22 protein-coding genes are annotated in these 24,892 nt (G+C 34.8%); 12 read left to right on the top strand and 10 right to left on the bottom strand.

Annotated features, from left to right (window positions below; all coding sequences use genetic code 11):
* Window positions 1–18 precede the first annotated feature (18 nt).
* The 3 genes from EB239_RS12935 to EB239_RS12925 form a co-directional block, all read right to left on the bottom strand.
* Window positions 19–1,965, bottom strand: a complete 1,947-nt coding sequence (locus EB239_RS12935; RefSeq protein WP_003870619.1) for an oxidoreductase — start codon at window positions 1,963–1,965, stop codon at window positions 19–21.
* Between the two features lie 278 nt (window positions 1,966–2,243).
* Entirely contained in the window at window positions 2,244–2,657 is a 414-nt protein-coding gene (locus tag EB239_RS12930; RefSeq protein WP_003870620.1) for a HEPN domain-containing protein, read from the bottom strand.
* A complete protein-coding gene (locus tag EB239_RS12925) occupies window positions 2,641–2,988 on the bottom strand; it encodes a nucleotidyltransferase domain-containing protein (RefSeq protein WP_003870621.1) in 348 nt (115 codons plus the stop codon). The genes EB239_RS12930 and EB239_RS12925 overlap by 17 nt, the downstream gene beginning before the upstream one ends.
* A gap of 448 nt (window positions 2,989–3,436) precedes the next feature.
* Here EB239_RS12925 and EB239_RS12920 point away from each other — a divergent pair, with 448 nt between their 5' ends.
* On the top strand, window positions 3,437–4,678 hold the full coding sequence (locus EB239_RS12920) for an IS110 family RNA-guided transposase (RefSeq protein WP_003870622.1): 1,242 nt from the start codon (window positions 3,437–3,439) through the stop codon (window positions 4,676–4,678).
* Between the two features lie 473 nt (window positions 4,679–5,151).
* Window positions 5,152–6,447: an acetamidase/formamidase family protein gene (locus EB239_RS12915; RefSeq protein ID WP_003870623.1), complete on the top strand. Its 1,296-nt coding sequence runs from the start codon at window positions 5,152–5,154 to the stop codon at window positions 6,445–6,447.
* Between the two features lie 212 nt (window positions 6,448–6,659).
* Here EB239_RS12915 and EB239_RS12910 read toward each other — a convergent pair whose 3' ends face one another.
* Window positions 6,660–7,232, bottom strand: a complete 573-nt coding sequence (locus EB239_RS12910) for a Uma2 family endonuclease (protein ID WP_003870624.1) — start codon at window positions 7,230–7,232, stop codon at window positions 6,660–6,662.
* A 338-nt stretch (window positions 7,233–7,570) separates the two neighbouring features.
* Between EB239_RS12910 and hisZ the strand changes: the two genes are divergently transcribed.
* From hisZ to hisIE, 9 genes are all read left to right on the top strand, one after another.
* Entirely contained in the window at window positions 7,571–8,713 is a 1,143-nt protein-coding gene (gene hisZ, locus EB239_RS12905; protein WP_003870625.1) for an ATP phosphoribosyltransferase regulatory subunit, read from the top strand.
* A gap of 1 nt (window position 8,714) precedes the next feature.
* Entirely contained in the window at window positions 8,715–9,356 is a 642-nt protein-coding gene (gene hisG / locus EB239_RS12900) for an ATP phosphoribosyltransferase (protein ID WP_003870626.1), read from the top strand.
* 1 nt (window position 9,357) lies between these two features.
* Entirely contained in the window at window positions 9,358–10,641 is a 1,284-nt protein-coding gene (gene hisD / locus EB239_RS12895; protein ID WP_003870627.1) for a histidinol dehydrogenase, read from the top strand.
* A gap of 1 nt (window position 10,642) precedes the next feature.
* Complete coding sequence (gene hisC, locus EB239_RS12890) at window positions 10,643–11,698, top strand: histidinol-phosphate transaminase (RefSeq protein WP_003870628.1); 1,056 nt, start codon at window positions 10,643–10,645, stop codon at window positions 11,696–11,698.
* Window positions 11,695–12,279, top strand: coding sequence for an imidazoleglycerol-phosphate dehydratase HisB (gene hisB / locus EB239_RS12885; RefSeq protein WP_003870629.1), 585 nt, complete (start codon window positions 11,695–11,697; stop codon window positions 12,277–12,279). The genes hisC and hisB overlap by 4 nt, the downstream gene beginning before the upstream one ends.
* 61 nt (window positions 12,280–12,340) lie before the next feature.
* Entirely contained in the window at window positions 12,341–12,946 is a 606-nt protein-coding gene (hisH, locus tag EB239_RS12880; protein ID WP_003870630.1) for an imidazole glycerol phosphate synthase subunit HisH, read from the top strand.
* Window positions 12,943–13,650, top strand: coding sequence for a 1-(5-phosphoribosyl)-5-[(5-phosphoribosylamino)methylideneamino]imidazole-4-carboxamide isomerase (gene hisA / locus EB239_RS12875; RefSeq protein WP_003870631.1), 708 nt, complete (start codon window positions 12,943–12,945; stop codon window positions 13,648–13,650). Before hisH ends, hisA begins: the two co-directional genes overlap by 4 nt.
* Entirely contained in the window at window positions 13,651–14,412 is a 762-nt protein-coding gene (gene hisF / locus EB239_RS12870) for an imidazole glycerol phosphate synthase subunit HisF (RefSeq protein WP_003870632.1), read from the top strand.
* Between the two features lie 22 nt (window positions 14,413–14,434).
* Window positions 14,435–15,103 (top strand): bifunctional phosphoribosyl-AMP cyclohydrolase/phosphoribosyl-ATP diphosphatase HisIE, encoded by a 669-nt coding sequence (gene hisIE, locus EB239_RS12865; RefSeq protein WP_003870633.1) that lies wholly within the window; start codon window positions 14,435–14,437, stop codon window positions 15,101–15,103.
* A gap of 59 nt (window positions 15,104–15,162) precedes the next feature.
* On the opposite strand, the gene ltrA is transcribed toward hisIE, so the two are convergent.
* The 4 genes from ltrA to EB239_RS12840 all read right to left on the bottom strand — a co-directional run bounded on the left by ltrA (window position 15,163) and on the right by EB239_RS12840 (window position 21,133).
* Window positions 15,163–16,575, bottom strand: coding sequence for a group II intron reverse transcriptase/maturase (ltrA, locus tag EB239_RS12860; protein ID WP_129545087.1), 1,413 nt, complete (start codon window positions 16,573–16,575; stop codon window positions 15,163–15,165).
* Window positions 16,576–16,962: 387 nt separating this feature from the next.
* Window positions 16,963–18,504, bottom strand: a complete 1,542-nt coding sequence (locus tag EB239_RS12850; RefSeq protein WP_318261398.1) for an IS1182 family transposase — start codon at window positions 18,502–18,504, stop codon at window positions 16,963–16,965.
* A 127-nt stretch (window positions 18,505–18,631) separates the two neighbouring features.
* Entirely contained in the window at window positions 18,632–19,873 is a 1,242-nt protein-coding gene (locus tag EB239_RS12845) for a serine hydroxymethyltransferase (RefSeq protein ID WP_003871122.1), read from the bottom strand.
* Between the two features lie 324 nt (window positions 19,874–20,197).
* Window positions 20,198–21,133 (bottom strand): dipeptidase, encoded by a 936-nt coding sequence (locus EB239_RS12840; protein ID WP_003871123.1) that lies wholly within the window; start codon window positions 21,131–21,133, stop codon window positions 20,198–20,200.
* Window positions 21,134–21,291: 158 nt separating this feature from the next.
* On the opposite strand from EB239_RS12840, the gene EB239_RS12835 reads away from it, so the two are divergent.
* On the top strand, window positions 21,292–22,701 hold the full coding sequence (locus tag EB239_RS12835; protein ID WP_003871124.1) for a PIG-L deacetylase family protein: 1,410 nt from the start codon (window positions 21,292–21,294) through the stop codon (window positions 22,699–22,701).
* 12 nt (window positions 22,702–22,713) lie between these two features.
* Here EB239_RS12835 and EB239_RS12830 read toward each other — a convergent pair whose 3' ends face one another.
* Together EB239_RS12830 and EB239_RS12825 are read right to left on the bottom strand one after the other, a co-directional pair.
* A complete protein-coding gene (locus tag EB239_RS12830; protein ID WP_003871125.1) occupies window positions 22,714–23,799 on the bottom strand; it encodes a GerAB/ArcD/ProY family transporter in 1,086 nt (361 codons plus the stop codon).
* A 54-nt stretch (window positions 23,800–23,853) separates the two neighbouring features.
* On the bottom strand, window positions 23,854–24,780 hold the full coding sequence (locus tag EB239_RS12825) for a Na/Pi cotransporter family protein (protein ID WP_003871126.1): 927 nt from the start codon (window positions 24,778–24,780) through the stop codon (window positions 23,854–23,856).
* Window positions 24,781–24,892: the final 112 nt, after the last annotated feature.

Raw genomic sequence — 24,892 nt, 5'->3', positions numbered from 1 at the left:
CCCTCCTAATTTTTAAAATTACAAATTATACGCTATGCGAAAACCTTCGTGAATGGCATCTATAAATTTTCTAGGCTTGACACAATCTCCAATAGCATAAACAGGTATATTTTCTTCTTCAATGGACTTCAATAAATCATTTTTGGGTTTAGAACCAACTGCCATTACGACTGTATCTATACCAGTTATTTCTTGAGTTCCACTTTTACTTTCCATAATAACTTTATCTCCTGATATTTCTCGAACTTTGCTCTTCGTCAATACGGTTATTTTTTTCTCAGCCATTCTATTTAGTAAGAGAACTCTAGTCAATGCTCCAACATCCATTGCTATATCATCCAACATTTCCACTACAGTTACTTCTTTATCTTGATCAGCTAAAAATTCTGCAGTTTCACAACCCACCAGTCCACCACCAATGATAACTACTTTTTTACCGACAATAACCGCATTTTTAAGGACATCATGCGCTGTAACAACGTTTTTCTGATTAGCTCCAGGAATTTCAGGAATTATTGGTTCAGATCCTGTTGCTAAGATTACCACATCTGGTTTAACCTCTTGAATTGTCTTTATATCTGCTTCCTTGCCTTTTACAATCGCAATTCCAGATTTTTCTACTTGATTAATAAGATAATTAGCCAAATCATTTATTTCTCCTTTATAAGGCGGTACAGCAGCAATTAGCATTTGCCCACCTAGATCTGTTTGCTTTTCGTAAAGAACTACTTCATGTCCTCGCAAAGCGGCTACCCTGGCTGCTTCTAGACCACCAGGTCCACCACCAACTATTAATACCTTCTTCTTTTCCTCTGCCGGGTTTTCTATATCAAATTCTGTCTCATGTCCAGTTAATGCATTAGCTATGCAAGTAATATCAAGGTCTTGGAATAAACGATCAATACAACCTTGATTACAACCAATGCATTTTCTTATTTCTTGAATCTTACCTTCAGAAACTTTTCGGGGCAGATCCGGATCTGCTAGTAGAGCTCTTCCTATAGATACTAGATCAGCTTTGCCTTCACGGATGATTTGTTCTGCCATAAGAGGATCTTTGATTCGACCAACAACAATTACAGGTACTTTGCTATTAATTGCTTTCTTTATAGCAGCTGCGTTTTCTACAAAACAACCCTGAGGAATGGCTGCGGGCTGGATAATCATTGCCGAAGATTCATATACTCCACCTGAAATATGCAGGGCATCGATTCCTGCTTCTACTAACTTTTGAGCAAATATCTTAGTATCTTCAATCGTAAGTCCTCCAGGAACATATTCTTCAGCACTCATGCGATATATAATAGGGAAATCTCCACCAACTTCTTCTCTTACTCTTCTGACAACTTCCAATGGAAATCTAATTCTATTCTCAAAACTTCCACCGTATTCATCGGTTCGTTTATTGCTATACGGCGATAAGAATTGATTAAGTAGGTAACCATGGGCGCCATGGATTTCAATGGCGTCAAACCCTGCTTCTTTAGCACGTCTTGCAGCTTGTCCAAATGCTTCTACCAATTCTTTTATTTCGTCTACTGATAATTCTTTGGGCATTTCTTGCTTAACTGGGCAAGGAATAGGTGAAGGGGCAACCACTTTCATTCCAGTAACTTTCGAAGTTGTTTGCCTACCAGCATGATAAAGTTGCACGGCAATTTTTGCTCCATACTTATGCACCGTCTCAGTCAATTCTCTCAAGCCAGATATTAATTCATCTTTGTAAATACCAACTTGATTTTGAAAACCTTTACCACTTGGATGAACATATGTTGCTTCTACAATAATTAAGCCTACTCCACCTTTTGCTCTGGCTTGGTGATAAGCTTTAAAACGTTCGGTAACTGCACCATCAGCAGCTGCATAATTTGTAACCATTGGAGGCATGACAATTCTGTTTCTCAGTTTCATCGGTCCAATTTGAATTGGCTCTAAAAGCTTTTCGAACTCTAATGATGAGTTCATTTTAAACCCTCCTCCATTTTTGATTTTTGGGGTTATTGTTAAAAATATAACTATACCTACTTTAAATATAATGATACTCCAATTATTAGTAATGTCAAGAGCTTTGTGTAACTTTAGTAAAACTTTGTTTGCTTTTTATGGGTTCATTCCATTTAATACACTAAGCTGAGGAAGACGACCATTTTCTCTTACTGTTAGACTTAGCATCAACTAAATAAAAGAGGAGCTTTTTCTCTAAGAGACCTTAAATTCTAGGTCATAATAATAAGGTTAAGGTTTTATTCTTTTTTCTTATCTTCTACAAGTTTAATTATATATTTCACAGAATTTTCAGCTTTTTCAAATGCCTTGGTAGCATTATCTTTATTAGGTTTGCCACCAGGTAAATAGCCAATAGGAGCACTTGGATATCTTGTTGGAATATAATAGGAGTCTAAAAATTCCATATCATCTCTCAAAATTTCAAATTCTTTGTCCAAGTTTATACACAATTCTAACAAAGTGATCAAATTGTGTACTTTAGGAGGATTTATATTATTAAAAACCAAATAGGCTTTTAAAGCTTTTTCTACAGCTTGCTGCGAATGGAAACAAACAATATTATGCAAATCAGTTTTTAACAGTTCTTTTGCTGCCTTCAAATCGTCATTAGCATAATCTAACCACTGACTATATTTATGAACTTCTGTCATACAATATGACCCCCTTCTTGAGTACCTCTTCGGTATAAAATAGGTCTCTATTCTTCTTAAACAACTCTTCTTCTTCTGGTGTATATACTAAAAAATCAACTCCTACTCTAGGATGGGTAAGCCTCATTAAATATAAAGTTCTATCAGCAAATCTTAAATCCGTATCCATTATCACGACTAAGTCAATATCGCTCCATTCCTTAGCAGTACCATTAGCCATTGACCCGAAAAGTATTATCCTCTCTGGATTGCACTTTTCAATAATAATATTCGTTATTCTCTTTAGCTCATCTTCTAAGGAATACTTTAATAATTCAGTGGCTTCTATCATAAAAAACACCTCTCGTATAATATGATTGTAATTCACATCAAAAATTTAATAATAAACACATAAATTAAATCCTTAAAAACCATTTTTACCCTGGTAAAACAATCTCATAATTAAATCTCTCATTTTTTTATTTAAATGGTCCTTTGTCTCTGATAAACTTAAAAGTGGAAGGTCCCTTTTAAGTTTACTGAGGTATTTTTGGCTTACTCCTGTGGCATGCTGGTAAATCAGCATCACCACTCGAATAAGACTGAACCTCTGGAGTTATTGAGTAATACATACTCGTTTGTTGTGCCTCTTTAGCTTATCTGTCCATCGCTTGAGCATCGATGGTCAGGCACCCTATAAGCTAAATCTGGCTACTTCCCACGGCGAGGGTGTATTACAAAAACTTAAGAGACAAAGGACCTTTAAAAAACTTTTTACAAAAAGGAGCGTGAATTTATCCATGAGCTCTACACTTATCGTTGGCATTGATATTTCAAGTGAATTAAATGCTGCTTCTTTTATTGATGAGACCGGCAACCGCTTAGTGAAAAAAACTTTCTTCTTCCCTAATGATTTGGATGGCGCTCAGCAGTTTCTAAACTTTACTATCTCTCTTGCTCAACAATACAATATTTCATCTATCAAATTTGGCATGGAAGCTACTTCACACTATGCTTGGCATTTGCATACTTTCCTAGCTTCTTCTCCTGAACTTGCTCCCTTTAATCCTCTATTTTACGTCATCAATCTTTCTATTATTAAATCTTTTAAAGGCGCTTATATCCATCTTCCTAAAACAGACTCCATTGATGCAGCTGTTATTGCTGAATGTGTAAGATTTGGACAGGTCAAACCAACTCCTCTCCCAGACTTGAGATACGCTGCACTACAAAAACTCACTCGCATGCGTTATCATATTGTTCGTAGCCTGGTCCGTGAAAAAAATCGCGCCCTAAACCTTATTTCCTTCAAGTTCTCAACCTATCCCTCAGAGTGCCCTTTTAGTAATATATTCGGTAAGGCTTCCTTAGCTATTATTGAAAATTTTACACCTGATGATATTGCTTCCATGCCTCTTGATGACCTCATCGACTTTATTGTGAAAAACGGCAATAACAGACTCTCAGATCCTACTCAAATCGCCAAAACTTTAAAAGCTGCTGCTAACAGAGCTTACAGGCTTCATCATGATCTTGCTGAAGCAAACGACTTAGCTCTTTCTATGACACTCGAAAATATTCGCTTCCTCGAATCTCAACTTAAAAAGCTTGATGGCGAGATATCAAGACAGCTTAAAGCTTTTTCTCAAACTTTAACTAGTATCCCCGGTATTGGGGACGTCCTTGCTGCTGGTATCATCGCCGAAATTGGAGATATTAAAAGGTTTAATAATGAAGCTGCTGTTGCCAAGTATGCCGGCCTCATCTGGAATAAATATCAGTCTGGTAATTTCAATGCCCAGGATACTTCTTTAGTTAAGTGTGGTGATCAGTACCTGCGATACTATCTTGTTGAAGCCGCTAACTGTGTTAGGGTGCACACAGTGAGATTTAAAGAGTACTACAACAAGAAGTATCGCGAGGTACCTAAACACCAACATAAACGTGCCCTCGTCTTAACTGCTAGAAGATTAATCCCTCTGATCTTTGCAATGCTCAGCAAAGGTCAAATATATCAAGAAAGAGGTGTTGCTAGTATTTAAATACTTTTTTGTTAAAAATTAATAAGGAATTTTGTTCTGGAACTCCCAATACCATTTATTAGTATATTGGAAGAAGGATATCTTTTTGTCTTTTTTGACCTCCAAATGTCTCAAAAATTTTTTAATTACCCCCTTGACATTTTACCGTTTGTCTTTATTAAACTCTCCCTTTTATTCATCTTTATATTCAAAAACTGGGGCTTCGTAAGTTTTACAGGCTTTGCTTCATAAAAGTATTCATCAATCACTCCTGTGTAAATACATTATACCACAATAATATTAAGTTTTCTTCAAGTAATGTAAAATTTCGCTTTTTGATTTAAAGAAATTTCTTTGAATAAATCCTTTGAGCGAAAACCAAGCAGGTGTATAATCCATTTGCAAAATTTAAGTTAAACTTTTACAAAGGAATTTACACATTTATGTGGAATTATAATAATATCAAAAAAATTAAAGAAAGGAGACTTAGGCTTATGGAGGCTAAAAACATCATTTATGTAGATGAATTTACTAATGGAATTCTCGATCCAAATGAAAAAATGTTAGGAGTTGTAAAAGATGGAGGATACATTATAGCAAATACAGCGCCAGGATGTTGGGGGCCGATGCTTACTCCTAAATTAAGGGGTGGTCATGAGGTAACAAAACCAGTATTTGTAGAAAACGCAGAAGTGGGTGATGCAATAGCAATTTATATTGAAGATATTCACATAACATCTATTGCAACAGCGTCTGGGAAGGAGAAAGTCCTTGAAGGACGGTATGTAGGAGATCCTTTTGTTGCAGCTAAATGTCCTAATTGCGGAACACTTTATCCGGAGACTGTAATAGAAGGAGTTGGACCTGATTCTATTCGTTGTGCTAATTGTGGAGCAGATGTAGTACCTTTTAAGTTTGAACATGGCTATACTATGGTCTTTGATGAAGAAAACGAAATTGGAGTAACAGTTGATAAGGAAACTGCCGAGAAAATAGCACGAAATGGTAGAGAATACATGAAAATTCCTTATAATTCTGTGCAAAATCCATCTGTTACTCTTGCTCCTCATGACTTAGTGGGAGTAATAGCTCGTATGAGGCCTTTTTTAGGGCAATTAGGAACATTGCCTTCTAAAAGGATGCCTGATTCTCATAATGCAGGGGATTTTGGTACTTTTCTTGTTAATGCTCCTCATGAATATGGAATTACAAAAGAGGAACTAGAGTTACATCGAACGGATGGACACATGGATGTAAATCGTGTAAGAAAGGGAGCGGTTGTTATAGCACCAGTAAAAGTCAAAGGGGCTGGTGTTTATGTAGGAGATATGCATGCAATGCAGGGGGATGGAGAAATTGCAGGGCATACAACAGATGTAGCAGGAATAGTAATTTTGAAAGTTAAGGTTATTAAGAATTTAAACATTGAGGGACCTATTTTACTGCCTAATTTTGAAGATTTGCCTTATTTAGCACGACCCTTAACAGAAAGAGAAATTGAAAAAGCGAAGCAGCTTTCTTTGAAGTGGAATGTCAGTCGTTTAGAGAAATCTTATCCTCTTTCTTTCATTGGAACTGGTGAAAATTTAAATGAAGCTGTCGAAAATGGATTGCGAAGAGCAGCTAACTTTTTGGGGATTCCATTAGGGGAAGTTTTGAACAGAGCTACAATCACCGGTGCTATTGAAATAGGACGTTTGCCAGGAGTAGCGACTGTAACATTTTTAGTTCCGGAAGAAATGTTAAAGAAAAAAGGAATTTTAGATATAGTTGAAAAACAATACAATTAAAAGTCATATTTAGATTCTTTGTCAGGAGTTGGGATGGGTACTTTTCTGAATGCCACTTTATTATAGCAGGTATTTAGAATAAGTATCCTATTTTTTATGGGTGATTTTTATACGACCAATATTTATTATAGAACTGTTTTACATTCTAATTTTTGTCAATAAAGAGGTTTATAATCAGTCTACACAAAATTTTCTACAGTATCAGTTTCTATTCATATTAGTACTGTTTTTAAATCAATCACAAGATCTTCAAAAATAGAAACTTTAACTTTATCATCTTGTGTATATATGTCGGGTCGTCCATATCTTTCATTATCCTGTAAAATAAACACACTTAGGATTTTGTTTTCGGGTTCTACTATCCAATATTCTTTCACACCATACTTTTCATACAAGTTAAACTTGTGGAGTTTATCTTTCTGTGCTGTTGAAGGCGAAATAATTTCGATTATCAAATCAGGAGCTCCCGTACATCCCTTCTCATCAAGCTTGGATTCATCACACACAACAACTATATCAGGCTGAACTACAGTCTTTATATTTTCCTCGTCCTTCTCATTTCCGTCAGGAAACCTTACATCAAAAGGTGCCATATATACTTCACACGATTTATCTTTGAGATAATCAAAGAATTGGTAGAAAAGCTGTCCCAAGATCCTTTGATGAGTTCTTGAAGGGGAAGTCATCAAGTAAATTTGGCCATCAATCAGTTCTATTCTTTCATTTTCTGGCCACGCTATATAATCTGCATAAGTATATATTTTATTTTCTTTTGGCAACGGCATATTTAACACCTTCTTTCAAATTAGATTAAAAGCTTTTATTCCTCTTATGTAAATTGCCAAAAATCCACACCTTTTTCATCTAACAGTAAATACATTATTCACATTTAACTCCTTTTATATTTAATTATACCACAACAACCCTAAGTCTTCTTCAAATAATGTAAAATTTCACTTTTTTGATTTTGCGCGTGGATTTACAATGCAAGCAGGATAATATTCAGTACGTTTCTGCCTATTTGTCTATGCTTGACATACATTGAAAATTAGGATACAATAAAAGAAGTACAGTTTATTACTTTATCACGTTACAAAGACAGAGTAAATTGTGGGGTGTTTTAATGATATATTTGCCTGATGGTGTACAAGATTTTTTGCCGGAAGAATATAGAGTTAAGCGCAAAATAGAAGAAAAGTTTAGAGAGGTTTTTATAAAATTTGGCTATCAAGAGATAATGCCTCCTACTTTTGAATATAACGATAATTTTTCTGTTTTGTTTGATGAAAACAATTTGTACAGATTTTTCGATAAAAAGGGAAATATATTAGCTTTAAGGCCAGATGTGACTACTCAAATAGCGAGAATTGTGTCTACAAAGTTAAAAGGTAGTTTCCCACTTAAGTTATGCTATGTCGCTAATGTCTATCGCTATGATGATCCCCAGGTAGGAAAAATGAGAGAGTTTACTCAGGCAGGGATTGAACTTATAGGTACAAACCATGAAGAATCTGATGCAGAGATAATAGCAGTTGCGATAGAGGCTTTAAAAAGTATTGGAATAGAGGACTTTAAAGTGGACGTGGGACAGGTGGAATTTTTTAAAAGAGTAGTGGAAGATTTAGAGCTACAAAATGAAGAAATAAACCTTTTAAGAGAGTTTTTGCAACAGAAAAATCAATCTGCGATAGAAGAATTCATAAATGATAAAGGAATTAGGGGCAAAAAAGCAAAGTTTTTAAGTGAACTTCCTCTTTTATTTGGTGGCGAAGAAGTGCTTAAAAGAGCAAAAGAGCTTTATGATACTCCTAAACTAGGTGAAACGATAGATTACCTTGAAAGAGTATATAGAATATTAAAAGATTTTGGTATGGAAGAGTATATAAGTTTTGACTTAGGAATGGTGCAAAATCTTAATTATTATACTGGTATCATATTCAGGTGTTTTGTTAAAGGGATTGGTTATGCTATATGTACCGGAGGAAGGTATGATGGTCTTTTAGGGATTTTTGGAGAGCACATTCCGGCGACAGGTTTTGCTATAAGTGTGGAAAGGTCAATGTTAGCACTTCAAAAACAGAAAAAAGATATTATTGATAAATCCTGGAGAGTTTTAATAAAATACAAGGAAAACTTAAGAAGTAATGCTTACAAGAAAGCCACTTTGTTAAGAGGTGAGGGAAAAATTGTAGAGATGTATAGCTATGAAAAAGCGAAGCATGTTGATGAAAATAGCTTTGACGAAATTATAGATATGGAGGAATAATATGGAAAATATTTCTATTGCACTGCCAAAAGGTAGAATGGCAGATAGTGCTATAACTTTGTTTGAAAAGGCAGGAATTGCTGAGAATATTTTAAAAGATATTTCTCGAAAACTTGTTGTTAATGACCATAAAAATTTAATGAAGTTTATGTTGGTAAAGCCGATGGATGTGCCCACATATGTAGAACACGGGGCAGCTGATTTGGGGATTTGTGGAAAAGATATTCTCTTAGAGCAAAAAAAAGATTGCTATGAAGTTTTAGATTTAAAATTTGGTTTTTGTAAAATGGTGGTTGCGGGGCCTAAAGAGGCAAAGGACAGTTTTCTTACTAATAAAAGAGTTGCAACAAAGTTTCCCAATATTGCAGAAGAATTTTTCAGGCAAAAGGGAGAAAATGTAGAAATAATTAAGCTGAATGGTTCTGTGGAGCTTGCTCCTATTGTGGGGCTGTCAGAGGTAATTGTAGACATTGTAGAGACAGGCAATACTTTAAGAGAAAATGGTCTTATAGTCATTGAAGAAATTTTTCCTTCCAGTGCGAGATTGATAGTGAATAAAGCCAGTCTTAAAACTAAAAGCCAGAGAATAAAAGAGATAATTATAAAATTAAAAGAGGTTGTGGAAACTTTTAAGGAGGTTTAAAATGATTGAGATATTTGATTTTCGAAAGGGAATTGACAATGGTATTTTACAAAAGCTTCACAACAGAAGTAAATTAGAGAATAAAGAAATAGCAAAAAAAGTGGAAGAAATAATTTCAAACGTAAGAGAGAGAAAAGACAAGGCTTTGTTTGAGTATACTTACATGTTTGACGGAATAAATCTTGACAAAAGTACTGTAAAAGTTACGAAAGAGGAAATAAAAAATGCTTATAAAGAAGTGGAAGGAGAATTTTTAAAAGCGATTGACAAAGCTATCAAAAACATAACAGAATTTCATGAAAAGCAAAAACAGTCTACATGGATGGATTTTAAAGAAGGTATAGTTTATGGGCAGATAGTAAGACCTCTTTCTCAAGTTGGGATTTATGTGCCGGGGGGAACTGCTGCATATCCTTCTTCAGTTTTGATGAATGGAATACCTGCAAAGGTGGCTGGTGTAGAGAAAATAGTGATGGTTTCTCCGGCTGGTAAGAAGGGAATAAACCCTTATGTGTTAGTGGCTGCAGACAAGATAGGAATAGAGGATATATATAAAGTTGGAGGCGCACAGGCTGTTGCAGCCTTGGCCTTTGGTACAGAGTCAATACCTAAGGTGGATAAAATAGTTGGCCCGGGAAATATTTTTGTCGCAATGGCTAAAAGAGCCCTTTACGGACATGTGGATATTGATATGGTGGCAGGCCCCAGTGAAGTTTTGGTAATAGCAGATGAGAGCGCTAATCCTAAATATGTGGCGGCGGATCTGTTGTCACAGGCAGAACACGATGCAATGGCATCTTCAATACTTGTCACAACATCTTTGGAGGTTGCACAACAAGTAAAAATAGAAATTGAAAGGCAAATGGAATATCTTGAAAGGAAAGAAATAATTGAAGAGTCATTAAAAAATTTTGGTGCGATAATTGTTGTAAATGATTTACAAGAAGCAATTGGTATTGCAAACGACATAGCTCCAGAGCATTTAGAGCTTAACATTTCCAATGCCTTTGAAATAATTGGTGAAGTCAAGAATGCAGGAGCAGTCTTTGTGGGAGAATATTCTCCAGAACCCTTAGGGGACTACCTTGCTGGCCCTAACCATGTGCTTCCTACTAGTGGAACAGCAAGGTTTTTCTCGCCTCTTTCTGTGACGGACTTTATCAAAAAGATGAATATTCTCTATTATTCTAAGGATTCTTTGAGAGAGGTAAAAGAGGATGTAATAACTTTAGCAAATTCAGAAGGGCTTACCGCTCATGCTAATTCTATAAAAGTGAGGTTTTAAAATGATTGAGAATTTGGTGAGAGAAGAAATTAAGGGATTTAAAAATTATGAAGTGCACAGTATTCCCTACAGATATAAGATGGATGCAAATGAAACGCCTTTTGAACTTCCTGAAGAAGTGATAAAAAATATTCAAGAGATTGTAAAATCTTCTCAAGTAAATGTATATCCAGACCCTACTGCAGAAAAGTTAAAAGAAGAATTGGCACGATATTGTGGAGTAGTGCCTACAAACATATTTGTGGGAAATGGCTCGGATGAGATAATCCACCTTATTATGCTGGCTTTCATAAACAAAGGTGATGTGGTAGCATATCCTCATCCTTCTTTTGCTATGTACAGTGTATATAGCAAAATTGCAGGAGCCATTGAAATACGTGTAAAATTAAAAGAAGATTATACTTATGATGTGGGGAGTTTCACGGAAGTTATAGAAAAATATCGGCCTAAATTAGTGTTTTTGTGTAACCCTAATAACCCAACAGGAAGTGTTATAGAAAGAGAAGATATAATTAAAATAATACAAAAGAGCAATGGAATTGTAGTTGTTGACGAAGCTTATTTTGAGTTTTATGGTAATACAATTGTAGATGCTATAAATGAATTTGAAAACTTGATTGTTTTAAGGACCTTATCTAAGGCTTTTGGACTTGCCGGTTTGAGAGTAGGATATGCTGTAGCTAACGAGAATATTTTAAAGTATTTAAACCTTGTGAAATCACCTTATAACATTAACTCTTTATCTCAGGTAATAGCTTTGAAGGTTTTAAGGACAGGTGTTTTAAAAGAAAGAATTAACTACATTTTAGAAGAAAGAGAGCGTCTTATAAAAGAGCTAGGCAAAATTCCTGGCGTTAAAGTTTATCCCTCAAAAACGAATTTTATATTGGTAAAATTTAAAGATGCAGGTTATGTATACAAAGGACTTTTAGAACAAGGAATTTTGGTGAGGGATTTTTCAAAGGTAGAAGGGCTTGAAGGAGCTTTAAGGATAACAGTGAGTAGTTGCGAGGCTAATGATTATTTAATAAATGGGTTAAAGGAGTTATTGCTATGAGGAAGGCGGAAGTTAAAAGAAAAACTAAAGAGACGGATATATACGTTGAACTTAATATTGACGGAAAAGGAAATTATGACATAGCTACAGGAATAGGTTTTTTTGACCACATGCTTTCTTTATTTGCCAGGCATGGACTTTTTGATTTAAAAGTGGTGGCAAAAGGAGATTTAGAGGTAGACACTCATCACACTGTTGAAGACGTAGGTATTGTATTGGGTAATGCTTTTTTAAAGGCTTGTGGAGATAAAAAGTCTATAAAAAGGTTTAGCACTTTTTATGTACCCATGGACGAAGCCTTAGTGAGAGTTTCTGTAGACATAAGTGGAAGGCCTTTTTTATACTGTGATTTGCCTTTAAAAGCTGAAAAAGTTGGAAATTTTGAAACGGAAAATGTGGAGGAATTTTTGAGAGCCTTTGCTTACAACTTTGGCATTACACTGCATGTAGAACTTTTGCACGGCGGTAACAGTCATCACATTATAGAGGCAACTTTTAAAGCACTGGGGAGGGCTCTTGATGAAGCGCTAAAGATAGATGAAAGGGTAGAAGGGATACCTTCTACTAAAGGGATTTTATAAAGATACAGTTTAAGCGAGATTGCATATACTTTACACGTAACTTAAGTGAGGCGGTGAAAAATTGATAGGGATTATTGACTATGGAATGGGAAATTTAAGAAGTGTAGAAAAAGCATTTGAATACGTAGGCTATGAGGCAAAAATTATAAAAGATGTAGCTTCGGTAAAAGAGGCTCATGCATTAGTTCTTCCTGGAGTGGGAGCTTTTCCTGATGCGATGGATACTCTCATTAAAACAGGTATGTTTGAAGAGATAAAAAGACAAATTGACAAAGGTAAGTTGTTTCTTGGGATATGTTTGGGGATGCAGCTTTTATTTGAAAAGGGTTTTGAGATAGAAGAAACTGAGGGCTTTAAGATTTTTAAAGGGCAAGTAATAGAACTTCCAAAGCATAATAAAATTCCTCACATGGGATGGAATAGTCTTGAAATAAAAAGAGAAACTCCACTTCTTAAAGGAGTGGAGAATGGAGATTATGCGTATTTTGTCCATTCTTATTATATAGCCAACAATGAGGAGAAATATGTGTATGCAGTGACTGATTATGGTGTTCAGATTCCTGCAGTTATAATTAAAGACAATGTTTTTTCTTGTCAATTCCATCCTGAGAAGAGCGGAAAAGTGGGACTTAAAATCTTAAAGAATTTTGGAGAGATGGCAAAATGATTTTAATACCTGCAATTGATATCATGGAAGGAAAATGTGTAAGGCTTACAAAAGGAGATTTTAATACCAAAGAGGTTTATTATGAAAATCCCGTTGACGTAGCTAAAATGTGGGAGGAATTAGGAGCAAAGAGAATTCATGTGGTAGATTTAGATGGTGCAAAACAAGGTCATTTGGTAAATGGTAAGGTCATTGAACAGATTATAAAAAACTGTAAAGCCGAGATAGAAGTAGGTGGAGGAATAAGGAATAGAGAAACTATCGATTATCTTTTTTCTGCAGGTGTTAAGTATGTAATTTTAGGTTCGGCGGCAATATATGACAAAGACCTTCTTCTTTATTCCCTTTCCAATTACGGAGAAAGGACGATAGTGGGTATAGATTCAAAGAATGGAGAAGTTGCCGTAAGTGGATGGCTTGAAAAGACTAAAATAAAAGATATGGAGTTAGCTAAAAAAATGAAAGAAATAGGAGTAAAAACGATAATTTTCACTGATATTTCTAAAGATGGAACTCTTAATGGACCAAATTTTAAAGCTTTAGAAAATATTTTAAAAACAGGTGTTCAAGTGATAGCATCAGGAGGAATATCCTCAATTGAGGATTTAAAAAAGCTTAAAGAGATGGGAGCATATGGTGCGATAATTGGAAAAGCCTTATATATTGGAAAAATAAACTTTAAAAGTGCTTTGGAGGTAATATAAATGCTTGCAAAAAGAATAATTCCTTGTTTAGATGTGAAAGACGGCAGGGTAGTAAAAGGAGTTAACTTTTTAAATTTAAAAGATGCGGGAGACCCTGTCCAGATAGCATCAGAGTACAATGAATTAGGAGCAGATGAGCTTGTATTCTTGGACATTACTGCTTCTTATGAAAAACGAAAAATAATGATAGAAGTTGTAAAAAGGACTTCTGAAAAAGTATTTATTCCTTTAACTGTTGGTGGTGGAATTTCAGACCTTGACGATATAAAAGATATTCTAAGAGCAGGGGCTGATAAGGTTTCAATAAATACCCAAGCTGTGAAACAACCAACTCTTATTCGTCAGGCCGCTGTACGTTTTGGAAGCCAATGTGTGGTTGTAGCAATTGATGCCAAGAGGCGAAGTGATGGCTCGGGCTTTGATGTGTATATAAACGGCGGAAGGGTAAACACAGGGCTTGATGTGATTGAGTGGGCTAAAAAAGTAGAGTCTTTAGGAGCAGGAGAAATACTTCTTACAAGTATGGATAAAGACGGTACTAAAGATGGGTATGATATAGAGCTTACAAGAATGGTAAGTGAAGCTGTCAATATCCCCGTTATAGCTTCTGGAGGTGCAAGAAATAAAGAGCATTTTAAAGAGGTTTTTACTGAAGGCAAAGCTGATGCTGCGTTAGCGGCTTCTGTGTTTCATTACAGGGAGTTGGAAATAAAAGAAGTTAAAAGATATTTAAAAGAAGAAGGTATACCAGTGAGAATTTAAATTTATCGAAAGGATGTAGAGAATGATTGATATAGAGGAATTAAAGTTTGATGGAAAAGGACTTATTCCTGCGATTGTGCAAGACTACAACACAAAACAAGTATTAATGTTGGCTTATATGAATGAGGAAAGTTTAAAATTAAGCTTGGAAAAGGGAGAAACTTATTTTTTTAGCAGAAGTAGAAAGGAAATTTGGCATAAAGGGGAAACTTCAGGTAATACCCAAAAGATAAAAAACATATTTTATGACTGCGATGGAGATGCTTTGCTAATTGAGGTGGAGCCAAAAGGGCCGGCATGCCATACAGGGAATGTAAGCTGTTTTTATAGAAGCTTTTTAGGTGAAGTTGAAAATTATGACATGGAAATACTTAAAATGCTATATGAACGGGTAAAAGATAGAAAGACAAACCCGGCAGAAGGGTCTTATACTAATTATTTGTTTGAAAAAGGCATAGATAAGATTTTAAAGAAAATTGGCGAAGAAACTACGGAGGTAGTGATAGCTTCCAAAAATGACTCCAAAGAAGAGATAGTGTATGAGGTTTCAGATTTACTTTATCATTTAATAGTTTTGTTAGTTGACAAAGGTATAAAGCTCGAGGATGTATACGGTGAGCTTGGTAGAAGGTATTATAAGCCAAAGGAATTTAAAGAAGAACATAAAGAGAATCGAGTAGGAGCTGAATAATTATTTTATTCAGCGTCCTCTCACACCACCGTACGTACCGTTCGGTATACGGCGGTTCATTAGGAATTGTGTACAATTAGATATCTTTGGGATAAACTCTTATAACCTATGCTTTCAAAGTATTTATTTGTAAGAGTCTTATTTAGGATTGGGCTATTGGATATTCTCCAGTAGCCTTTCCTTGTATTGGCGTATTCCCAGGCTTTTTGTTCTTCTACTCCTAGTTTTACTAAGTTATCATGCTTCGTTTTTATCTTCTTCCATTGTTTCCATATACATGCCCTTAGTCTTCGCCTTATCCATTCGTCAAGGGTTTTCATTATGCTTTTCGCGTCTGCTAATCCAAAATAGTTGACCCATCCTGTTGTTATTTGATTTAGTCTTTTTATTCTGTTTTCCATGCTTATTCCCTTGTTCCGATTGGTTATTTCTCTTACTTTTTCCTTAAACCTTTTGATGGATTTTTCATGGATTCTTATTCTTACTTCGTTTTCTTTTGTATAGAATGAAAATCCAAGAAATTTTCTTCTCCATGGTCTATCTACAGCACTTTTTGCTTCGTTGACTTTTAGTTTTAATTTGCTTTCTATGAACTTCTTTATGCTCTTCATTACTCTGTTTCCTGCAGACCTGCTTTTTACATATATGTTGCAGTCATCTGCATATCGGCAGAATTTATGCCCTCGTTTCTCAAGTTCTTTGTCTAGTTCGTCCAACATTATGTTTGCTAATAGGGGACTTAATGGCCCTCCTTGGGGTGTCCCTTCTTCTGTTGATACTTTGATTCCGTTTATCATTACTCCTGATTCTAGGTATCTTCGTATTAACTTTAGTACCCTTTTATCTCCTATCCGCTTTTCTAGTTTGGACATTATTATGTCGTGGTTTACTCTGTCAAAGAACTTTTCTAAGTCCATATCTACAACCCACGTGTATCCTTCATTTATGTATGCTTCTGCGGCTTTTATTGCGTCTTTTGCACTGCGTCCTGGTCTGAATCCATAACTGCTATCTGAAAATGTATGGTTGTAGACTTTATTTAGTATTTGGGCTATTGCTTGTTGTATTAGTCTGTCTAGTACTGTAGGTATTCCTAGTAGTCTTACTCCTCCATCTGGTTTGGGAATTTCTACTCTTCGCACTGGTTGTGGTTTGTATTTCCCCTCCAGCAGTTGTTGTTTTATGGTTGCCCAGTTTTCTTTGAGATACGGTAGAAGTTCATCTACTTCCATCCCATCGACTCCATGGCTTCCTTTATTTGCAACAACGCGCTTGTATGCTGCTTCCATGTTCCTTCGTTCTACTATCATTTCAAGCATCTTGCTGGTATATCTTTGTACTTCGTTTCTTCCATCTTCCGACGCCGATGATATACTATGCACTTCCGTTGTCTTTTGAAATTCCATTTCTCTATTCAACGGATAGCCTCTTTGTTGAGTTGTCTGCAGTCTCTGCATATCTTTCGAGTCCATAAGATTTCCAAAACCTCCTAACGTTCGGTCCTTCCTTATCTATTCATGTCTAGATAAGTACTATGACCTCTGCTGACTTCTCAAGGTTCAGCCATACATCACTGCATGGGTTGTCACTTCAGATTTTACTTCCATGACTTATCCTTGAGACCTCCCCGGGTAAGAACGATAACTTTCATCTCATATATCTGCCAGATTTACTGTATGGGATTCGGGTAGTGTTGGACTTCGTTTTGTTACGCAAACTCATCCACCCCAATTCAGCCTCTTATCTGGTTCTTGTTCATCAGACCGAGATTTTGCCTTAAGCTTCCTTCAGATTCCACCTCACGATGGACACCCTTGCTCTTGGCTAGTGGTTCCCACTACCAAGCCCACAGCGGACTTTCACCGCCTAGCTATCGCCCATGCCGGGCGCACGAAAGAAATAGGGAAAGTCAGTAAAAGACTTTCCCTCAGTTTGTTGACAAAGTAAAATTTTAGCCCCTGTTTTCTTAGTACCGAAAACAGGGGCTGTATATATCTGGATAAAATTTTCTTTAAAACTCCAAATAATGGATAAAGTTTTGAAATGTCAAAGGGCCCTTTGCCCTTCCTCCATAACCATAAGGCCATTTTCTTTAAATTCATGGCAGCAAAAACAAGCATCGCTTGCATGGACAATTTTTCTTTCCCTCTTAATGTTGTCCATCGCAAACCATGCTTCTCCTTTAAATCTGCAAACACTCTCTCTATTGTCTCTTTCCTTCTCTCATATACTTCTTTACAGTAAGGTGTATGCCTTAGGTGTTCTGCTTCTTCTACATATCCTTCCCATATGTGCCTGAATATCCTCTTTGTGTAGTCTTTACTTTGGGTACACTTTTCTCTTAAAGGACAGTTTTTACATTTTTCTGGGTTTGATTTGTATTCTCTATATCCTTCTCTATTGGTTGTAACATATGTTAGTATTTCATTCTGCGGGCATATGTAACAGTCATAATATTCATCATACACAAACTCATGTTTCTTCATAAAACCGTCTTTTGTTTTTGGTCTTGTGTATGGCACTGCTGGTATTATTTCTCTATCAAATATTGTCTTTAATATGTACGGATTTTTGTATCCTGCATCTACTGCTATTGCTTTCGGTTTTCCTACCCTATTTTCAACTTCTTTTAGTACTTCTTCAAACATTACGCTGTCGTGTACATTCGCTGCTTCAACTTTTACTCCTAATACAAATCCGTTTTTATCGCAGGCTGTGTGAAAGGAATATGCAAAACATTTTTCTTTTTCATTTTTGTTTAACATTCCACTATCTGGGTCTGTTTTGCTTACTTTTACTTCTTTCGTCTTTATCGTCTTGATTTTCTTTAATGGCTTTTTTCCATGAGCTTCTCTATCTTTGTTTATTTCTTCTTCTAGTTTTTCTTGGTAAGTCTTGGCTTCTTGTTCTATTATTTCTTTTGTATATTTTTTCTTATTGGCACTTGCTTTTACGTGAGTGGAATCTATGAATACTTCCTCTGCATTTACTAACCCATGCCTTATTGCTTCTTCTAAAATCTTCGTAAATATTTTCTCAAATATGTCTGTCCCTTTGAATCTTCTTATGTAGTTCTGGCTAAATGTTGAAAAATGAGGTATTTCTTCTGTTAGTCCATACCCTAAAAACCATCTATATGCAACGTTTGTTTTTATTTCTGCTATTGTTCTTCTTATCGACGGTATACCAAAAAGATATTGAATGAACAGTATTTTTATCAATACTACTGGATCTATACTTGGTCTGCCGTGATCTTCGGAATATTTGTCCTTTACTAAATCGTATATGAAGCTAAAGTCTATGACTTTTTCTATCTTTCTTAAAAGGTGGTCTTTTGGTACTAATTGATCTATGCTTACAAATTCTATTTGATGTCTTGCATCCTGTTTCTTTGTTAACATCTTCCTTCTCCTCTCCTCTTTTGCTTTATACCACTAAAATAACAAGGAACCCTTCTCATCATAACGGGTTCCCGATATTTTGTCAACAGTCTGAGGGAAAGTCAGTAAAAGACTTTCCCTATCTTCTTTATATGAGGTCCTCATAAAGAGGGTATTTTTTGAGCAGATTTGCTACTCTTTCTTTTGCTTTTTCTTTATAGTTTTCATCCCTTATTACATTGACTATAATGTCCGCTATTTTTACCATGTCTTCAGGTTTCATACCTCTTGTCGTAACAGCTGGAGTTCCCAGTCTCACACCAGAAGTTATATTTGGCCCTAATGGGTCAAAGGGTATAGCATTTTTGTTGCAAGTTATGTTTACTTCATCTAATCTTGTTTCTAACTCTTTGCCTGTTATTCCTGTATTTCTTAAATCCAACAACATCAAGTGGTTATCGGTTCCACCTGACACTAAATTTATTCCTCTTTCCATTAATGCATTTGCTAAAGCTTTTGCATTTTCGACAATTCTTTTTTGATATTCTTTGAATTCATCGGTGAGAGCTTCTTTAAAACAAACGGCTTTTGCTGCTATTATATGCATTAAAGGGCCACCTTGTGTGCCCGGGAAGAGTGCTTTGTCTATTGCTTTTGCGTATTCTTCTTTGCAAAGAATAGCTCCTCCTCTTGGGCCTCTTAAAGTCTTATGGGTGGTAGTCGTAACGACATCTGCATAAGGAACAGGATTAGGATGAAGACCTGCTGCTACAAGACCAGCTATATGAGCCATATCTACCATTAGGTAAGCTCCAACGCTGTCTGCAATTTCTCTAAATCTCTTAAAATCGATTATCCTTGGGTAAGCGCTAGCACCTGCGACAATCAATTTGGGTTTGTGCTTTTTTGCGACTCTTTCTACTTCATCGTAATCTATATATCCTGTATCTTCTCTTACTCCGTAAGATACGAAATTATAGATTTGGCCTGAAAAATTGACTTTGCTTCCATGAGTGAGGTGCCCTCCATGGGCTAAATCCATTCCCAGCACAGTATCTCCTGGCTTTATAAGAGCAAAATAAGCAGCCATGTTTGCCTGTGCTCCTGAATGAGGTTGTACATTTGCGTGTTCAGCACCAAAAAGTTTTTTGAGCCTTTCTCTTGCTAACTCTTCAGCTATATCCACATATTCGCAACCGCCGTAATACCTTTTATTTGGATACCCTTCTGCGTATTTATTAGTAAGAGGGGACCCCATTGCTTCCATTACAGCTCTACTTACAAAATTTTCAGAAGCTATAAGCTCTATTTTATTTCTCTGCCTTATAAGCTCTTTTTCAATTGCGTCTGCAATTTCTGGATCAGTTTTTCTTATTATTTCAATATCCATGACTTTACCCCCTATGTTTCATTTATATTTCTATTATAAATTTTTTGTATACTATATTCAATAACAAATCTCTCATCGCAGTGTCACAATTAACAAAAAGTTAATATAAATTTAACAAAATTAACGAGATTTTAATTTTAAAACTCACAAATTTGGTTATAATATAAGATGAGCTCCCTTAAAGATACCCCCTATCCCTCAAAAAAATTTTATTGAGGTCTTGATTTTTTTGAAAAAGGACTGTATAATGTATACTTGGTCAAAACAATGACTCCCCCTTTAACATATGCAAGCCCTTGGAATATTCCAGGGCTCCTTTTGTTTTTATATCAAAATTTTCTTTATGAGATTTTCAAAATTTTTGTGAGTAATTTTAGCAATTTGTTCTTCAGTATATCCTCTTTTTATTAGGCCTTCTACAATTTTAGGAAAGTGTGATATATCTTCTAAACCTTCTGGTGTACTGCTAATCCCATCAAAGTCAGAACCAAAACCTACATAATCTTCTCCTACTAATTCGCATATATAATTTATATGATTTAAAACATCTTCTAATGTAGCTTGACCTTCATCTCTTAAAAATTGTGGAGCAAAATTTATTCCAATTACACCGCCTTTTTGAGCTATCGCTTTTATTTGCTCATCTGTCAAATTTCTTCTGTGGGAGCATAGGGTTTTAGCATTAGAATGAGAAGCTATAATAGGTTTCTTACTAAGTTCTACTACATCCCAAAATCCTTTTTCATTAAGATGAGATACATCTACAATCATTCCTAGGCGATTCATCTCTTTTACAACTTCTTTGCCAAAGGAGGTAAGCCCCGATTCTTTAACACCGTCTACTCCGTCCCCTAAATCGTTTCTCAAACTCCATGTTAAAGTGAGAGCTCTTACTCCTAATTTGTAAAACATCCTAAGAAGAGAAATTTCACCTTCTAAAACTTCGCCGCCTTCTATAGAAAGCAATGCTCCAATTTTTCCTTTTTCTTTTGCTTTATCTATATCTTCTCCTTTTAATATTAATCCAAATTCTTTTGTTTCTTCGATTACTTCATGCATTTTGTCAATCATCTTTAAAGCCATTGTAGCAGCATTTTTTCTCATCTGTGTTGGGTCTACAAATACAGCAAAAACCTGTAAGTGAACTTTACCTTCTTTCATCCTTTGTAAATCCACATGACCTTCTTTTGACCTTTCAGTGAAATCTATTTTTTTGTCCACTAAATGATAAAGAGTATCACAGTGAAAATCTACAAACATATTCATCCTTCCCCCTTTTTATTTTTTCTTCGTAGTATGATTGTATCACAACAAAATATTTTTCAAAATTTGAGATTATTAATTAAAAATTAATTATCATGTAATAATTTGTTCATAAATGTATAGTACAATAATAGCATGAATGGAGGCAGAGTAGCATGATAAATAAACGGACTATTTACTTTTCTTTGTTTATTGCTTTATTAATAGGAATATCCTATATAATGAATTGGGAAATGGCTATTGCAAACTTCGCAGAAAAAGGTACACTGCCAACTTTTGATGACCCTGGGCAAAGAATCCTCATTATAGTTCCTCATCCTGATGATGAGACTTTAGGAATGGCAGGAATTATTCAAAGAGCTGTAGAACTTAAAAGGCCTATTAAAGTAGTAATAGTCACAAGTGGAGAGAGTTACAAGAAAGCTGCAATGTCATTTTGTGGTAAAACAAATCCTACTCCTCAAGATTTTTATCGTTTTGGACTTGCAAGACAGCAAGAAAGTATTGTTGCCATGAGAGTTTTGGGATTACCGCGACAAGATTTAATTTTTTTAGGGTTTGCTGATGGAAGCATCAGATTTTTGTGGAGCCAATATTGGGATAATGGCCGTCCAAGAGTGAGTGGCGGAATTCATGTGGCATATGCTCCTTATGATACAGTTTATAAGCCGGGTATTCCATATACAGGACAAAATTTAGTTAATGAACTTACGGAAATAATTAAAGATTTTAAACCTACTGATATATATTATCCTTTAGCAGATGATATGCATCCCGACCATTGGGCAGTAAGCAATTTTGTGAGATATACTATTACCGCTGTGAATATAAATGTCCGTGAGCATATGTTTTTAGTCCATCATCCACAATGGCCAGTGCCATGGATGGCGGAGAAAAATAGGCCCATGTTACCTCCTGTAGATATGAAAGATAGTAACACAGAATGGCAATCTTTTGACTTAACTCCAAAAGAAATAGATTTGAAACAAGTGGCTATAAAACAATATAGGACCCAAATAGATGTTATGGAACCATTTTTAATGGCTTTTGTAAGAAAAACCGAATTATTTGCTACAAAACCTGTCATCACTATTCCTGTAGTTGATTCAAAACCAGATTTACAAAGTAGAGCTTTGCCTCATACTCTTTTAAAAGTGTATACTGGTGGCATGTTAAATGAGGAAATATACAGAAGTGCAGCTTTAACGCGATTAGGAGCTTTTTATTACGACAATAAATTGTACATCGGCTTAGAATCGGCAAGACCAATATCTAAAAAAGTAATTTACCATGTTGAAATGAGGCTATTTTATAAAGATCAAAATGATATAAAACGTATTGATTTAGGAATTGTAAATGGAAAATTATATCAGTATAAAAGGGCAGAAAATTCTTTGACAGATGTCATAGCAGCAAAACCTACAATTAATGGAAATAAAATTTGGGTTGAAATAAAAATACCACAGGTGGACAATTTAAGATATATATTTATGGGAGCAGATTCTATTTATAGGAATCGTCTTATAGATAAAATACCTTGGAATATGTATAAAATAGGTGAGTAAAAGAGAAGGCTTTTAAAGCTTTCTCTTTTCTTTTATGTTTAAAAATAGAAATGTAATCATAGGTAAAATTATTTGTAGAGGTACATGTATGTAAAAAGGAGTAAATTTAAGACCTATAAGTATGTGGGTTTGATAACTGTCGGCAATTATAAAAGAAGCAGCAAAAATCATCGACAAAACAGGAAAAAGAAGGTATTTATAACTTTTTAGTTCCAACGCATTTTTTATCATTGTAAGTCCTGCATAAGTAAATACGCTAATCTTAAAAAATACCCCTATAATCATTATAAATACATACAAAGTGTCTAGGTTTTTTAAATTTCCTAAATTTATTAATCTTATAACTTGATACAATGGGAAATTTTCTCTTGAAGCTTCATCTGCTCCTAAAGAAGAAATTATAATGATATTGTTAAAGGACAATAGTAGACCAGTAAAAACAGTGGTTATCAGCATTATCTTTTTTATTTTTTCCTTTTGTTTTACTTTATCAAAAACTGTAGTAAAAGCAATAAGTTCACCAAAGGGAAAAGTCACAATTAGAGGAATTGCTGCTTTGATTACGGGAACAATTCCATTTTCTAAAATTGGTAAAAGCCTTGAAAAACTAAAATTATCTCCCATCATTATCATAGTTGTTTGAAAAGCCATAATAGCTAAAATAAGAGGGAGCAAAATTTTAGCAACGCGGGCAAGTACACATATATCAAATAGGAGGTAATACATTACTAATATAAGCATAAAAGAAGAAAAAATATATGTAGGTGTTCGAGAATATATTGTATTTACACTGAGTTCTACATAGTCTCTTACGTTTCTCGAAGCAATGTATAAAAAGTACAGAGCATAAATTAGAGATAAAGTTTTACCTATATATTTCCCATAAACAAACTCAAGTAACTGTGGAAGATTTTTTTGCGATTTTTCAAAAGAGGAGACGTACATAAGTGTAATTGGCAGAGAAATAAGCATTGCAATTAAAATAGAAAGCCAACAATCTTGTTTTGCTTCAATTCCCAAACAAAAGAGTACTGATGTTCCAATCTCAAAAGTTATCATTAAAAACAATAAATTGCTAACTTCTAATCTTTTGTTCATTGTTACCACCTTGAAAATAAACTTTAATATTAGGATTCCTATTAATTGAATTTTTTATTTATTTACTAATTTATCTATTAAAACAAAAAGTTGCTTAAGAAAAGGAATTATCAAAAGTGCAGAAAAAAGATTAAAAAATGTGTGGGCGTTTGCCACCTGTCTTAAAGGATTGTGGGGGGAGATGAGTTTCAAAAACTCTGCAAAAAAATTTGTAAAAGGCAAAAAGAGTATAGTGCCCCCTATATTAAGAAAAATGTTAAAGAGAGCTATTTTTTTCCCTTCTTTGTTAGAGGCAAAGCTCAGTATGATAGCCTCTGAGCAAGTTCCAATATTTAAACCATATATTATTGGCAATGCTTGAGGCAAGGTTATTAGTTGAGAGGAGACCAAAACTTGTAGTGTTGCTATACCTACATTACTTGATTGAAGGATTAATGCTGTGATTATTCCAGCAAGAATTCCCCAGAAAGGATTTGAAAGATTAGCACTAATAAGCTCGAAGTTAGAATTTTTTTTAAGAGGCATTGTAGCCAGTTCCATTATCTTAAGACCATAAAATACTAATCCAAATCCTAAAAATACATTTCCTACAAATTTTAATTTAGTATTGCAATTTTGGAAATGTAGTACAGAACCTATAAAAACTAAATAAGGGGCTATTTTAAACAGATTAAATGCGTAAAGCTGCACGGCAATAGTAGTTCCAATATTAGAACCTATAATTATACCTGCTGCGCTTTTAAGAGTTAAAAGCTCTGCTCCTGCCATTGTTACTGCGATTACAGTTACCATGCTACTGCTTTGAATAATTAAGGTTATAAAAAAACCTATTATTATTGATTTTAATAAATTGCTTGCAAAATTGTTAATAATTTGAGAAATTTTTTGGTGTGAGAAGACCTTTAATCCCCTTGTTAAAGTAAAAATTCCCCAAATAAATATTCCTATTCCTGCCGCGAAATATATTAAAGAGATTATCATTTTTACTCCCCCGCAAAGTCCTTTCCTATTTCAATTTTATGTTGCCAATGTCTTAAAATGAATAATTTTTCATTAAATAAAAAACACTAAGAATTAGGGATTAATAATATTT

Origin of the sequence: Thermoanaerobacter ethanolicus JW 200, assembly GCF_003722315.1 — a bacterium.
GTDB classification, from domain to species: Bacteria; Bacillota; Thermoanaerobacteria; order Thermoanaerobacterales; family Thermoanaerobacteraceae; genus Thermoanaerobacter; species Thermoanaerobacter ethanolicus.
The sequence above is the reverse complement of the archived record's forward strand: the minus strand, read 5'-3'. Positions and strand labels throughout refer to the sequence as shown.

What these genes read in the sequence shown, in the direction of transcription:
- EB239_RS12930 (WP_003870620.1), bottom strand. Translation starts at nt 2,657, where the DNA reads ATGACAGAAGTTCATAAATATAGTCAGTGGTTAGATTATGCTAATGAC.
- EB239_RS12910 (WP_003870624.1), bottom strand. Translation starts at nt 7,232, where the DNA reads ATGCCGTTGCCAAAAGAAAATAAAATATATACTTATGCAGATTATATA.
- EB239_RS12920 (WP_003870622.1), top strand. Translation starts at nt 3,437, where the DNA reads ATGAGCTCTACACTTATCGTTGGCATTGATATTTCAAGTGAATTAAAT.
- EB239_RS12935 (WP_003870619.1), bottom strand. Translation starts at nt 1,965, where the DNA reads ATGAACTCATCATTAGAGTTCGAAAAGCTTTTAGAGCCAATTCAAATT.
- hisF (WP_003870632.1), top strand. Translation starts at nt 13,651, where the DNA reads ATGCTTGCAAAAAGAATAATTCCTTGTTTAGATGTGAAAGACGGCAGG.
- EB239_RS12835 (WP_003871124.1), top strand. Translation starts at nt 21,292, where the DNA reads ATGATAAATAAACGGACTATTTACTTTTCTTTGTTTATTGCTTTATTA.
- EB239_RS12925 (WP_003870621.1), bottom strand. Translation starts at nt 2,988, where the DNA reads ATGATAGAAGCCACTGAATTATTAAAGTATTCCTTAGAAGATGAGCTA.
- hisD (WP_003870627.1), top strand. Translation starts at nt 9,358, where the DNA reads ATGATTGAGATATTTGATTTTCGAAAGGGAATTGACAATGGTATTTTA.
- EB239_RS12845 (WP_003871122.1), bottom strand. Translation starts at nt 19,873, where the DNA reads ATGGATATTGAAATAATAAGAAAAACTGATCCAGAAATTGCAGACGCA.
- EB239_RS12825 (WP_003871126.1), bottom strand. Translation starts at nt 24,780, where the DNA reads ATGATAATCTCTTTAATATATTTCGCGGCAGGAATAGGAATATTTATT.
- hisB (WP_003870629.1), top strand. Translation starts at nt 11,695, where the DNA reads ATGAGGAAGGCGGAAGTTAAAAGAAAAACTAAAGAGACGGATATATAC.
- hisZ (WP_003870625.1), top strand. Translation starts at nt 7,571, where the DNA reads ATGATATATTTGCCTGATGGTGTACAAGATTTTTTGCCGGAAGAATAT.
- EB239_RS12850 (WP_318261398.1), bottom strand. Translation starts at nt 18,504, where the DNA reads ATGTTAACAAAGAAACAGGATGCAAGACATCAAATAGAATTTGTAAGC.
- EB239_RS12840 (WP_003871123.1), bottom strand. Translation starts at nt 21,133, where the DNA reads ATGTTTGTAGATTTTCACTGTGATACTCTTTATCATTTAGTGGACAAA.
- hisA (WP_003870631.1), top strand. Translation starts at nt 12,943, where the DNA reads ATGATTTTAATACCTGCAATTGATATCATGGAAGGAAAATGTGTAAGG.
- hisIE (WP_003870633.1), top strand. Translation starts at nt 14,435, where the DNA reads ATGATTGATATAGAGGAATTAAAGTTTGATGGAAAAGGACTTATTCCT.
- ltrA (WP_129545087.1), bottom strand. Translation starts at nt 16,575, where the DNA reads ATGGACTCGAAAGATATGCAGAGACTGCAGACAACTCAACAAAGAGGC.
- hisG (WP_003870626.1), top strand. Translation starts at nt 8,715, where the DNA reads ATGGAAAATATTTCTATTGCACTGCCAAAAGGTAGAATGGCAGATAGT.
- EB239_RS12830 (WP_003871125.1), bottom strand. Translation starts at nt 23,799, where the DNA reads ATGAACAAAAGATTAGAAGTTAGCAATTTATTGTTTTTAATGATAACT.
- hisC (WP_003870628.1), top strand. Translation starts at nt 10,643, where the DNA reads ATGATTGAGAATTTGGTGAGAGAAGAAATTAAGGGATTTAAAAATTAT.
- EB239_RS12915 (WP_003870623.1), top strand. Translation starts at nt 5,152, where the DNA reads ATGGAGGCTAAAAACATCATTTATGTAGATGAATTTACTAATGGAATT.